This window comes from Pseudomonas sp. FG98, from assembly GCF_057808595.1.
Genome location: NZ_JBMDIJ010000003.1, coordinates 114,688 through 126,637 on the forward strand (window position 1 = coordinate 114,688; position 11,950 = coordinate 126,637).

The 11,950-nt window shown below is 62.3% G+C and carries 9 protein-coding genes and 1 pseudogene; 6 read left to right on the top strand and 4 right to left on the bottom strand.

Features of this window, described 5'->3' with window-relative positions; genetic code table 11:
* Position 1: 1 nt before the first annotated feature.
* The 5 genes from ACODSK_RS03445 to ACODSK_RS03465 all read left to right on the top strand — a co-directional run bounded on the left by ACODSK_RS03445 (position 2) and on the right by ACODSK_RS03465 (position 5,357).
* Positions 2–1,099: a polyamine ABC transporter substrate-binding protein gene (locus tag ACODSK_RS03445; RefSeq protein ID WP_489013896.1), complete on the top strand. Its 1,098-nt coding sequence runs from the start codon at positions 2–4 to the stop codon at positions 1,097–1,099.
* 166 nt (positions 1,100–1,265) lie between these two features.
* Positions 1,266–2,360 (top strand): polyamine ABC transporter substrate-binding protein, encoded by a 1,095-nt coding sequence (locus tag ACODSK_RS03450; protein WP_489013897.1) that lies wholly within the window; start codon positions 1,266–1,268, stop codon positions 2,358–2,360.
* A 59-nt stretch (positions 2,361–2,419) separates the two neighbouring features.
* Entirely contained in the window at positions 2,420–3,562 is a 1,143-nt protein-coding gene (locus ACODSK_RS03455; protein ID WP_489013898.1) for an ABC transporter ATP-binding protein, read from the top strand.
* Positions 3,559–4,479, top strand: coding sequence for an ABC transporter permease subunit (locus ACODSK_RS03460; protein WP_489013900.1), 921 nt, complete (start codon positions 3,559–3,561; stop codon positions 4,477–4,479). Before ACODSK_RS03455 ends, ACODSK_RS03460 begins: the two co-directional genes overlap by 4 nt.
* Positions 4,476–5,357: an ABC transporter permease subunit gene (locus ACODSK_RS03465; RefSeq protein ID WP_489013901.1), complete on the top strand. Its 882-nt coding sequence runs from the start codon at positions 4,476–4,478 to the stop codon at positions 5,355–5,357. The genes ACODSK_RS03460 and ACODSK_RS03465 overlap by 4 nt, the downstream gene beginning before the upstream one ends.
* 107 nt (positions 5,358–5,464) lie before the next feature.
* Here ACODSK_RS03465 and ACODSK_RS03470 read toward each other — a convergent pair whose 3' ends face one another.
* Positions 5,465–7,846 (bottom strand): penicillin acylase family protein, encoded by a 2,382-nt coding sequence (locus tag ACODSK_RS03470; protein ID WP_489013903.1) that lies wholly within the window; start codon positions 7,844–7,846, stop codon positions 5,465–5,467.
* Between the two features lie 95 nt (positions 7,847–7,941).
* Here ACODSK_RS03470 and ACODSK_RS03475 point away from each other — a divergent pair.
* Positions 7,942–8,481, top strand: a pseudogene (locus tag ACODSK_RS03475) (sugar O-acetyltransferase); the annotation flags it as partial.
* Between the two features lie 366 nt (positions 8,482–8,847).
* Here ACODSK_RS03475 and ACODSK_RS03480 read toward each other — a convergent pair.
* The 3 genes from ACODSK_RS03480 to ACODSK_RS03490 form a co-directional block, all read right to left on the bottom strand.
* On the bottom strand, positions 8,848–9,123 hold the full coding sequence (locus ACODSK_RS03480) for a bacteriocin immunity protein (protein ID WP_489013905.1): 276 nt from the start codon (positions 9,121–9,123) through the stop codon (positions 8,848–8,850).
* A complete protein-coding gene (locus tag ACODSK_RS03485; RefSeq protein ID WP_489013907.1) occupies positions 9,123–11,264 on the bottom strand; it encodes an S-type pyocin domain-containing protein in 2,142 nt (713 codons plus the stop codon). The genes ACODSK_RS03480 and ACODSK_RS03485 overlap by 1 nt, the downstream gene beginning before the upstream one ends.
* 99 nt (positions 11,265–11,363) lie before the next feature.
* Positions 11,364–11,924 (bottom strand): DUF6436 domain-containing protein, encoded by a 561-nt coding sequence (locus tag ACODSK_RS03490; protein WP_489013909.1) that lies wholly within the window; start codon positions 11,922–11,924, stop codon positions 11,364–11,366.
* Positions 11,925–11,950: the final 26 nt, after the last annotated feature.

Genomic DNA, 11,950 nt, shown 5'->3' on the forward strand with positions numbered 1-11,950 from the left:
CATGAAGAAAATGGGCAAGACGTTGCTGGCTGCGGCCCTCATGGGTGCCATGGCCTCTGCTGTTCAAGCTGAAGACAAGGTGCTGAACGTTTACAACTGGTCGGACTACATCGCTCCGGACACCATTGAAAAGTTCGAGCAGCAGACCGGCATCAAGGTCAAGTACGACGTCTTTGACAGCAACGAAACCCTCGAAGCCAAGTTGCTGGCCGGCAAGTCGGGCTACGACATCGTGGTTCCGTCCAACAACTTCCTGGCCAAGCAGATCAAGGCCGGCGTCTACCAGGAGCTGGACCGCTCCAAGCTGCCGAACTGGAAGAACCTCGACGAAGACCTGCTCAAGGCCGTCGGCGACGCCAGCGACCCGGGCAACAAGCACGCCTTCCCGTACATGTGGGGCAGCATCGGCATCGGCTACAACCCGGAGAAGGTCAAGGCCGCGCTGGGCGTCGACAAGATCGACTCCTGGGACGTGGTGTTCAAGCCCGAGAACATCGCCAAGCTCAAGAGCTGCGGCGTGAGCTTCCTCGATGCGCCGACCGAGATGATCCCGGCCGCGCTGCACTACCTGGGCCTGCCGAGCAACAGCACCAAGTCCGACGACCTGAAGAAGGCCGAGGCGCTGTTCCTGAGCATTCGTCCATCGGTTACCTACTTCCACTCCTCCAAGTACATCTCCGACCTGGCGAACGGCAACATCTGCGTGGCCGTGGGCTACTCGGGTGATCTGGAACAGTCCAAGGCCCGTGCCCACGAAGCCGGCGACAAGGTCAAGCTGAACTACGTCATTCCGAAGGAAGGCGCCGGTACCTTCTATGACATGGTCGCCATTCCGAAGGATGCCGAGCACGTCGAAGCTGCCTACAAGTTCATGGACTTCCTGATGCAGCCGGAAATCATGGCCGGCATCACCAATGCCGTGCGCTTCCCGAACGGCAACAAGGCGGCGACCGAGTTCGTCGACAAGGACATCACCAGCGATCCGAGCATCTATCCGCCGGCTGAAGTGAAGAAACAGCTGTACGCGATCGCCGCGCCTGAAGCCAAGGCCCAGCGCGAGATCACCCGCAGCTGGACCAAGATCAAGTCGGGCAAATAAGCCGATCTGAGCCATGGGGCGCGGCGCAAGCCGCGTCCTTGACGGCTGCGACAGAAATTTTTTTTGCTGGATGGGTGTATCGAAGGTAAGTTGCGCGCCGGTTCGGTGATCCGGCAGTCATGTCTGCCGCTCGCCACACGGGCACTAAATGTAGAGGACCTCCCACTTGTCTATTTCCCTACTTCGCAAGGCCGTTCTGGCTGGAGCGGGTCTGACGCTGGCTTGCAGCGTCCAAGCGGCGCCCACGGTGCACATTTACAACTGGTCGGACTACATCGGCCAGACCACCCTCGCGGACTTCGAAAAGGCCACCGGCATCAAGCCGCTGTATGACGTTTTCGACTCCAACGAAACTCTGGAAGGCAAGCTACTGGCCGGTCGCACCGGCTATGACGTGGTGGTGCCGTCCAACCATTTCCTCGGCAAGCAGATCAAGGCCGGCGCGTTCCAGAAGCTCGACCGTGCCCAGCTGCCGAACTTTGCCAACCTCGATCCCGCCCTGCTCAAGCGCCTTGAGCGCAATGACCCGGGCAACCAGTACGCCGTGCCCTACCTGTGGGGCACCAACGGCATCGGCTACAACGTCGAGAAGGTCAAGGCGGTGCTGGGCACCGACAAGATCGACTCCTGGGCCACCCTGTTCGAGCCGGAGAACATCAAGAAGCTCTCCAGCTGCGGCGTCGCCTTCCTCGACTCGGCGGACGAAATGCTGCCGGCGATGCTCAATTACCTGGGGCTCAACCCCAACAGCGAAGACCCCAAGGATTACAAGAAGGCCGAGGACAAGCTCCTCGCCATTCGCCCCTACGTGACCTACTTCCACTCCTCCAAGTACATCTCCGACCTGGCCAACGGCGACATCTGCGTGGCCGCCGGCTTCTCCGGCGATGTGTTCCAGGCCAAGGCCCGCGCCGAAGAGGCGGGCAAGGGAGTGGACGTGGCTTATGTGATTCCCAAGGAAGGAGGCAACCTCTGGTTCGACATGCTGGCCATCCCCAAGGATGCCGGCAACGTCAAGGAGGCCCATGCCTTCATCAACTATCTGCTCGAACCTGCGGTTATCGCCCAGGTCAGCGATTACGTCGGTTACGCCAACCCGAACCCCAGGGCTGGCGAGCTGATGGACCAGGATGTCCGCAAGGATCCGGCGGTCTACCCACCGCAGGAAGTGATCGACAAGCTGTACGTCAATTCCGAGTTGCCGCCCAAAGTGCAGCGTTTGATGACCCGCATCTGGACCAAGGTCAAGTCGGGTAAATAACAAATCCGGACCCGCCACGGCAGGGGCGGGTGCAGAACATTCTGTTGGGAGTTTCACACATGGCAGTTGCCTCCGGCGCCTATAAGAAAGCCCTCGAAGGCGACCAGCAACCCAAGCAGGTGCTGGTCAAGATCGATCGGGTCACGAAGAAGTTCGACGAAACCGTCGCGGTGGACGATGTCTCCCTCGAAATCAGGAAGGGCGAGATCTTCGCCCTGCTCGGTGGTTCCGGCTCGGGTAAATCGACCCTGCTGCGCATGCTCGCCGGTTTCGAGCGTCCGACCGAAGGGCGGATTTTCCTCGATGGCGTCGACATCACCGACATGCCGCCCTACGAGCGGCCGATCAACATGATGTTCCAGTCCTATGCGCTGTTCCCGCACATGACCGTGGCGCAGAACATCGCCTTCGGCCTGCAGCAGGACAAGATGCCCAAGGCCGAGATCGAAGCCCGCGTGGCCGAGATGCTCAAGCTGGTGCACATGACCCAGTACGCCAAGCGCAAGCCGCACCAGCTCTCCGGCGGTCAGCGCCAGCGTGTGGCCCTGGCCCGCTCCCTGGCCAAGCGGCCGAAGCTGCTGCTGCTCGACGAGCCGATGGGTGCGCTGGACAAGAAACTGCGTTCGCAGATGCAGCTTGAGCTGGTCGAGATCATCGAGCGCGTCGGCGTGACCTGCGTGATGGTGACCCACGACCAGGAAGAGGCCATGACCATGGCCCAGCGCATCGCCATCATGCACCTCGGCTGGATTGCCCAGATCGGCAGCCCGATCGACGTCTACGAGACCCCGACCAGCCGCCTGGTCTGCGAATTCATCGGCAACGTCAACCTGTTCGAGGGTGAAGTGGTCGACGACGCCGAAGGCCATGCGCTGATCGCCAGCCGGGAGCTGGAGCGCCCGATCTACGTCGGCCACGGTGTCACCACCTCGGTGGAAGACAAGTCGATCACCTACGCCCTGCGTCCGGAGAAGCTGCTGGTCACCGCGCAGCAACCGACCTGCGAATACAACTGGTCGCGCGGCAAGGTCCACGACATCGCCTACCTCGGCGGCCATTCGGTGTTCTACGTCGAGCTGCCGAGCGGCAAGATCGTCCAGTCCTTCGTCGCCAACGCCGAACGCCAGGGCTCGCGTCCGACCTGGGGCGATGAAGTCTACGTCTGGTGGGAAGACGACAGCGGCGTGGTACTGCGCTCATGAGCCCGCGCAAGCTCAAGCGAGCGCTCAACCGCATAACGCCCGAGGGACGCCATGTCGTCATCGGTATTCCGTTCCTGTGGCTGTTCCTGTTCTTCATGCTGCCGTTCTTCATCGTCCTGAAGATCAGCTTCGCTGAAGCGGACGTGGCGATCCCGCCGTACACCGAGATCTACAGCTACGTCGAGGACAAGATCCAGGTGGTGCTCAACCTGGCCAACTACGGCCTGTTGACCGAGGACGAGCTGTACATCTCGGCCTACCTGGGCTCGTTGAAGATGGCCTTCTTCAGCACCTTGCTGTGCCTGCTGATCGGCTACCCGATGGCCTACGCCATCGCCAATGCACGCAAGGACATCCAGACCGTCCTGCTGCTGCTGATCATGATGCCGACCTGGACCGCGATCCTGATCCGCGTCTATGCCTGGATGGGCATTCTCAGCAACAACGGCCTGCTCAATGCCTTCCTGATGTGGCTGGGGCTGATCGACCAGCCTCTGCAGATCCTCAACACCAACCTGGCGGTGTATATCGGCGTGGTCTATTCGTACCTGCCGTTCATGATCCTGCCGCTGTTCGCCAACCTGGTGAAGCATGACCAGAGCCTGCTGGAAGCCGCGTCGGACCTGGGTTCGAGCCGTTTCAACAGCTTCTGGAAAATCACCGTGCCGCTGTCGAAGAACGGCATCATCGCCGGCTGCATGCTGGTGTTCATCCCGGTGGTGGGCGAGTTCGTGATTCCTGAGCTGCTCGGTGGTCCCGAGACCCTGATGATCGGTAAGGTCCTCTGGCAGGAATTCTTCAACAACCGTGACTGGCCGGTGGCCTCGGCCCTGGCAGTGGTGATGCTGGTGATCCTGATCGTGCCGATCCTGCTGTTCAACCGCAGCCAGGCGAAAGAGATGGAGGGCCGGGCATGAAGCGCGTCGGATTTTCCAATGTAATGCTGGTCCTCGGCTTGCTGTTCATCTACCTGCCGATGCTGATCCTGGTGATCTACTCGTTCAACGCCTCCAAGCTGGTGACGGTCTGGGGCGGCTGGTCGGTGAAGTGGTACGTCGGCCTGCTCGACAACACCCAGTTGATGGGTTCGGTGATGCGCTCGCTGGAGATCGCCTGCTACACCGCGATCGCCGCCGTGGCGCTGGGCACCCTGGCGGCCTTCGTGCTGACCCGGGTCACCCGCTTCAAGGGCCGTACCCTGTTCGGTGGCCTGGTCACCGCGCCGCTGGTCATGCCTGAGGTGATCACCGGTCTGTCGCTGTTGCTGCTGTTCGTGGCCATGGCGCAGATGATCGGCTGGCCGCAGGAGCGTGGCATCGTCACCATCTGGATTGCCCACACCACCTTCTGCGCGGCCTATGTGGCGGTGGTGGTGTCGGCCCGCCTGCGCGAGCTGGACCTGTCCATTGAAGAGGCGGCCATGGACCTGGGTGCGCGGCCGTGGAAGGTGTTCTTCCTGATCACCATCCCGATGATTGCGCCGTCGCTGGCGGCGGGCGGCATGATGTCCTTCGCCCTGTCGCTGGACGACCTGGTACTGGCGAGCTTCGTGTCCGGTCCGGGTTCCACCACCCTGCCGATGGAAGTGTTCTCGGCGGTGCGCCTGGGCGTGAAGCCTGAGATCAACGCCGTGGCCAGCCTGATCCTGCTGGCGGTATCGCTGGCGACCTTCTTCGTCTGGTACTTCAGCCGCCGTGCCGAAGAGCGCCGCAAGCGCGCGATCCAGCAGGCGATCGAGGAAGCTGCGGCGGATGGCTGGAAACAGCCTGAGGTGCGCCGTCCGGCCCAGGCCTGATCCGAGGCCCAATCGCTGGCAACGCCAGCTCCCACAATGTCCGAGGCGACCCGGGCATTGTGGGAGCCGGCGTTGCCGGCGATGAGGCCCTCAACACCGGTGCATGGCTATTTGCCCGGCACCAACCGCAAAGTCCCCTCCGTCTCCCCCGCCAACCCCAACCAGGCCCTCTGGTACTGCCCCTCGACATACGGCTTGGCCTGATCGCTGTAATGCCGATCGAACAATACCCCGCTCTGCCCAACCGGATTGATGCTCAACGCCGTGCCCGCATCGGCGAAGTCGATCAGCCGCCGCGTCGACGGCCCGTAGGTCACCGGCCAGGGCGCCGGCCCGATCTTCGCCGACAGGTTGTTCGGCACCTCATGAGTCCCCGGCGCGGCGAACGGCCCGACATTGAACAGCCTGTCCAATGGCTTCTGCATGCCCAGCGGATGACCGTGGGTCAGGGTATGCGCCTTGCCCCACTGCCAGCCCGCCGGGTCCTTGCCGAAGGTCTCGCCCAGATGCGCCAGTGTCTTGTCCCAAGCCTGCTTGACCACCGCCGTGCGGCTGCCGCGTTCGCTGCTGCCCTGGGTGTCCCACCAGGGTGAGTCGGCATCGGCGGCCAGGCGCGGCAGGGCGTCGTCGATCACCCGGGTCGAGATCAGCGCCTGGAACCAGGCATCGCCCAGCTCGTCGTGCATCGCCGCATAGGCCAGTTCGTAGAGGAACTGGTTGAACAGGGTGGCGCTGACCGAATCCAGCGGATAGTCGCCGCGCCAGGCCGCCAGTTGCTCGACCAGCTCGCGGCCCTTGGCATCCTGGACCACCTGGCGCAGCACCGGTAGCAAAGGGCCCAGGGTGCGCGGGCCGTAGTCGGTGGTGGTGCCCAGTTGCAGGGCCTGGCTGTTTTGCAGGTCCCATTTCACCTGGTCGTCGGCCAGTTGCCGGTCCAGCTCGCGGCCGCGGTCCGGCAGGTTGTAGTAGCCGGGAATCGGTACGCCGGTGGGCGAAGGCGGCTGGAAGTTGGCCGAGACGATATAGCCGCTGGCCGGGTTCTCCGACCGCGGGTTGACACTGAACGGGTAGAAGCCGGACTTGTCGGCCTGGCCGTTGCTGCCGTCGAGGATAAAGGCCGGATTGACGCCTTGCGGGCGAATCGGCAGGGCCGCTGCCGCCCACCAGCCGATATCGCCACGGGCATTGGCCCAGACGAAGTTCAGCCCCGGCGCCTGGACCTTCTGTACCGCGCTGCGCATGGCGTCCAGGGAGCTGGCGCGGTTGATCTCGTAGAAACCATCGAGGATCGGGTTCTCGGTTTCCAGGAAGGCCCACCACATGGCCACCGGCGTCGGCCCGGCATCCTGGCCGAGCACCGTATTGACGATCGGGCCGTGGGGCGAGCGCAGCAAGGTAACGGTCTGTTCGGCCTCGCCCTTGACCTTGATCCGCTGCTCGCTGCGGGTCATGTCCTGCCATTGGCCATGGACCATGACCTGATTGGGGTTGTCCGGATTGACCTTCTCGGCGATCAGGTCGACATCGTCGTTCTGGAACATGGTCAGGCTCCAGCCGAACTCGCGGTTGTGCCCGAGGGAGGCGAAGGGGTTGAGCGCCTGGTGGTAGCCGTAGAGGTGGAAGCCCGGCGCCGACAGCTCGGCTTCGTACCAGACGGCGGGTACCGAGAAGCGGATATGCGGATCGCCAGCCAGCAACGGCTTGCCGCTACGAGTGCGACTGCCGCTGACAGCCCAGGCGTTGCTGCCCTCGAACTGCGGCAGGCCGGCCTCGCCGAAGGCTTGCTGGCTGGCCTGGGCCAGTTGGCCGAGGGACTTCCAGTCGGCATCGCTCAGGGCCGGGGCCTGCTGCAACGCGCCGCCGGGGTGCCAGTCGAGGTCGAAGACTTTCAGGTACGGCTCGCCGAGATGATCGCGAACGAAGGTCAGCAGCGGTTCGGTGCGGAACGCGGCAGCAAAGCTGTAGGCCATGAAGCCGGCGATGCTCAGGGTGTCCTCGGCGGTGAAGGGGCGCGGGCTGATGCCCAATGCATCGAACTCCATGGGCTTCGGGTGGCTGTCCTGCCAGGCGTTGACCCCGTCGAGGTAGGCCTGCAGGGCTTTCCAGGCGGGGGACTGCTTGTCCTGGCGGGCGACCATCGCCTGCGCCTGCTCGCCGATGCGCAGGCTGCGGAACAGGGTATCGGTGGCGACCAGCTTCGGTCCCAGTACCTCGGCCAGTTCGCCGCGGGCCAAGCGCCGGGTGATCTCCATCTGGAACAGGCGGTCCTGGGCATGCACGTAGCCCAGGGCGCGATACAGATCGCTCTCGTTCTGCGCCTGGATATGCGGTACGCCGCGTTCGTCATAGCGCACGCTGACCGGCGCCTGGAGCTTCGTCAGGGCAATCTCGCCGTCGCGTTGCGGCTGCTTGCCCTGCACATACAGATAACCGCCACCGGCCGCCGCGACGGCGATGGCAACGGCGAGAAGGGTGAGACTGCGTTTCATCGAAGCTCCTTGGGGATCTTTCAGACAGCGAGTCGGTCATGATCGGACAGAGGATAGACTTTGCCAGCCGATAGATCAGCCAGGAGTGATGACCAATGGACCTTAGCGAAAAACAGAAGATGCTCACTGGCCAGCTGTATCGCGCCACCTGCCCGGAACTGCAGGCCGAACAGATCGCCAACAAGCTCTGGATGCAGCGCTACAACGCCTCCACCGACCTGCTCAACGAACAGCGCCATGGGCTGCTGGTCGAGCACTTTGGCCGGGTAGGTGCGGGTGCGGTGATCCGCCCGCCGTTTTACTGCGACTACGGCTACAACATCGAGATCGGTGCCAACGTATTCATCAACTTCAACTGCGTGATCCTCGACATCTGCAGCGTCAGCATCGGCGACGACTGTCAGATCGGCCCGGCGGTGCAGATCTATGGCGCGGACCACCCGCGTGACCCGGTCCTGCGACGCAGCGGTCTGGAGAGCGGCAAGCCGGTGAAGATCGGGCGCAATGTGTGGATTGGCGGTGGCGCGATCATCCTGCCCGGGGTGACGGTGGGGGATGATGCGATCATCGGCGCCGGCAGCGTGGTGACCCGGGATGTGCCGGCGGGGGCGACGGTGGTGGGGAATCCTGCGCGTTGCCGCGTCGCTTTTGTGTCAGGCGGACTTGAAGCCAGGCTTGCCGTTGGCGGCGCGCCATTCCTTCACGCGCTTAACCACACCCTCTGGACTGTCTTCTTCGCCTTCGCCGGGGTGGCAGATAACGTCAGAGCCTCCTGGATGTTCGGTAACTGTGCGGAAATGGCGCATAAGCCCCTTGATCCATGCCCCATATTCTTCACCCTGAAGGGCAGAGCTATTGTCAAAAAACAACGTCACGAACTGCAGAAACTCGGCCTCTGTATAGTCCTCGATGTGCGGCTTCAGGTTCATATTCGTCCCAACTGGTTAAAGTTCGAGCGGAAGAAAACCCCGCCATCGCGAGGTAGCGATAGCGGAGTTGATTCATGCGGGTTTGAAGCCGGGTTTGCCGTTGGCGACACGCCATTCTTTTATGCGTTTGACGACGCCTTCGGGACTGTCTTCTTCTCCGGCTGCCGGGAAACATATGACGTGGAAGGCCTTGGGGTGTTCGCTGATGATTTCGATGTGGCGAAGCACCTTATCTACGAACAGTTCATAGGCTCGCCCTTCCAGTGATGAGTCATTCCGGAACAATAGGGTTACGAGCGACAGAAACTCGGCTTCTGTGTAGTCCTCGATGCGTGGCTTCAGGTCCATTACTTTTCCCCTTTCTTGTGAGCATCGGCATGAGCTTTCGGCGTCATGATGGCTAGATTGTCCAGGTCATAGACTGCCCCACCTTCCGCAATTGGATGGACATGATGCAGCTCCAGGACTCGTTTGTTTCCTGCAAAGCCGGTTTCTGCAAACGGTGATCCTCCATTACGCATTTTGTTCAGGTTTACTTCAGTGAAGTTTTTGCTCAGCTCAGGATCCTTGGCAATCGCCTTCCAGATTGCCTCTCGCATCTTGCCCCACCGGCTGAAGACCTTCCCCCGCAACTGATCTGCGATTCTTGTGGGAATCGGAGCACCGGACGGGCTGTAGACTGCACCTCCCCAGTCTGAAACATCCCGCCCACTGCCTGTGCTGGCCCCCGCATAATCCCGCGGGCTCTTGAACATGATGTAAACAGGCTCAAGCCCCGAATCCGCCGGGAAGGTGACGATGTAGTCGCTGAAATGCAGGTCGGAGGCGGTGGGAAAGGTCAGCAGCTTCGGCGTCGATGGAACGCTGATGAATCCGGGATAAAGCCGCTCGGGCTGCGTTTCCACGGGCAGCGAGGTGGAGTTGTCGCCCGGCTCGACCTCGGGTGTCCAGAGCACGGTGATCGCGCCCGGACCGTCGCTGGTGAAGCTGTAGGCCCCGCGCTCCTGATCCCAGATGGCTGCTCGCACGGGCACCTGTGCGGAGATGTCTTCTGAATCGGTCGGAACAATCTGTACGTGGGCGTTCTGGCCGATCAGCTCGGAGATGAGCCGCATGGGCAGCGGAAAACTTTCACCCACATGGTTCAGCACCTCTTGCCAGTCGACATCCACCCGCAGGTCGGTGAACGGGATACTCAGCCCGTAACGCTCGTCATGGCCGAGCCGCAGCGAGAACAGCAGCAGCGAGGCGACCTCCACGAACGCCCTGGGAGTTCCCTTGAGCAATGGGCGGACGGCCTGCAGGGCGGTTTTCAGTGCCGGGCGCACGCCGATAAACGCGGCCATCGACGAAGCGGCGGGGGTGATGACCTGCGGTTGCAGTAGCGTGCCGGTAGAGAGGTTGAACGTGACCGGGCGCTGATGGGCTTCGCTGCCGTCCAGGGCTGCCAGGCGGGCAAGTTCGCGCTGGGCGTTGTCCACTGCCGTCATGGCCCTATCGCTGCCATCTTCCGTGATGCGATTGAGCTCGGGTTTTTCGGCGGTATGGGCGGCGATGGCCTGCGCACTCTGTTCCAGTTGTTCGTTGATGCGCGCCCGGTCAGCCTCGGGTGGTGAAAAGCTCAGTTCGGCTTGCAACACCTGCCGCTCCACCCCAAGCCGCAAGGCATGGCTCTCGGTCTCGAAGCGGGCAGTGCGCAGCGCGTTTCTCGCCTCCAGAAGCTGCGTGATTGCCTGTTGGATCTCTTCGGCAGACGTCGGGGGCGTTTCCGCTTCGTAGCGGGTGAAACGCTGCAGATGTTCCTCCAGTGCCTGGAGGCTGGAGGCATGTTTGTGGCGGGCCTGGTCAAGGTTGAGCAGCCTGAGTTCCACGTTGTGGAGTCGCTGCTCGCGTCGTTGCTCTTTCTTGGTCGCGCGCTCGGCCTGTCGCCGGGCGTTCTGCCGGGCAACTGCCAGGCCTTTGCTGCGGGAGGTGAGGTAGTCGACCGAGCTGGTCAGCAGATTGGCTTCATAGGCGGCCCTGTACGACTCCAGCCAGCTTTGCCTCGGATCGCTGAAGCCGTGCGGGCGCAGGAGCACACCCAGGTAGTCATTGGCGCTCTTGCCGAACGGCGAGCCGCCATAGAACTGTCCTGCGGTGGTTTGTGCGGTGGGAAGTTCGGAGGATTTCTGCTGCAGCAGATGCTGGGCCGCGTTGGCCTGCCGTTCGAGTATCTGCTCCTGAAGCAGGCCGTCCAGGTTGCCTGCCAGTTTCTGGATCTGCTCATCCAGGTCGCCCTTGAGGGACCTTTGCTTGGCGGCGTAGACCTGATCGATGCTCTCCTTGTCCGTTTCGTATTCCGAAACGATCTCGAAGACCATCACACCCGACTGCATGCTCGAGCTGTAGATCCGGCCTTCGAAACGGCCTATCCAGTATGCGGATGGGGGTAGATCGTGTCTGTCACGAATGTGGGTTGCAGGTAATACATCACTGGTGTGGTTCGACATACAGGCGCTCCTTTGCGTGTATGTGCGAAACCTACGAGGTGCTTGCCTCCTGCAAGATGTAAATAGTTATCAGCTTGATTGCCGACGTTGCCCCCTGGTTCACGGTTTCCAAGGGCAATAACAGCCCACGGCCATCGTCTGTGTCACTGCCACCGGCCTGTGCTGGACCAGCGCTTGGAGAATCGGCTCGATAAAGCTGTTGCTGGCATTGCAGGTCGCGCCTTCGCTGTACGGGCCGAAGTAGGCGAGCTTGCCTTGCTGGTCCCAGATGGCCACGGCTGGGCTGGCCGGCAGGTGCTCGGCGCCGGGCAGGTTGGCGATGGGTTTCAGTGCCGCAAGGTTGGCGGGCAGTTGGCCGTGGCTGCCGGGTTTCTGCGCGACGTGGAACGACACGCCTTGCGCGGCGTACTGCTCGATCAGTTCGCCAAGGTGCTGCTGGTTGCCGACATTGCACGGGCAGGTCGGGTCCCAGAAGTGCACCAGGCGGATCGGTCCGGGGCCGGCGAGTTCGGGCGGCAAGCGCAACTGGTCGCCGCTGAACAGTGCAGTCTGGTTGTCGAAAGGGCGCAGGTAGCGGCTTTGGAAGTTGTCGTAGGCCCACCACAAGCCAGCGGCGCAGAGGACCAGGGTGAGGGCGGCGAGCAGTGTTTTCCCCGACATGGGCAATCCCGGCAATTTAGAGGGGG

Excerpts from the sequence above, each read along its gene's own strand:
- ACODSK_RS03445 (WP_489013896.1), top strand. The coding sequence starts at position 2 with ATGAAGAAAATGGGCAAGACGTTGCTGGCTGCGGCCCTCATGGGTGCC.
- ACODSK_RS03455 (WP_489013898.1), top strand. The coding sequence starts at position 2,420 with ATGGCAGTTGCCTCCGGCGCCTATAAGAAAGCCCTCGAAGGCGACCAG.
- ACODSK_RS03460 (WP_489013900.1), top strand. The coding sequence starts at position 3,559 with ATGAGCCCGCGCAAGCTCAAGCGAGCGCTCAACCGCATAACGCCCGAG.
- ACODSK_RS03465 (WP_489013901.1), top strand. The coding sequence starts at position 4,476 with ATGAAGCGCGTCGGATTTTCCAATGTAATGCTGGTCCTCGGCTTGCTG.
- ACODSK_RS03470 (WP_489013903.1), bottom strand. The coding sequence starts at position 7,846 with ATGAAACGCAGTCTCACCCTTCTCGCCGTTGCCATCGCCGTCGCGGCG.
- ACODSK_RS03480 (WP_489013905.1), bottom strand. The coding sequence starts at position 9,123 with ATGGACCTGAAGCCACGCATCGAGGACTACACAGAAGCCGAGTTTCTG.
- ACODSK_RS03485 (WP_489013907.1), bottom strand. The coding sequence starts at position 11,264 with ATGTCGAACCACACCAGTGATGTATTACCTGCAACCCACATTCGTGAC.
- ACODSK_RS03490 (WP_489013909.1), bottom strand. The coding sequence starts at position 11,924 with ATGTCGGGGAAAACACTGCTCGCCGCCCTCACCCTGGTCCTCTGCGCC.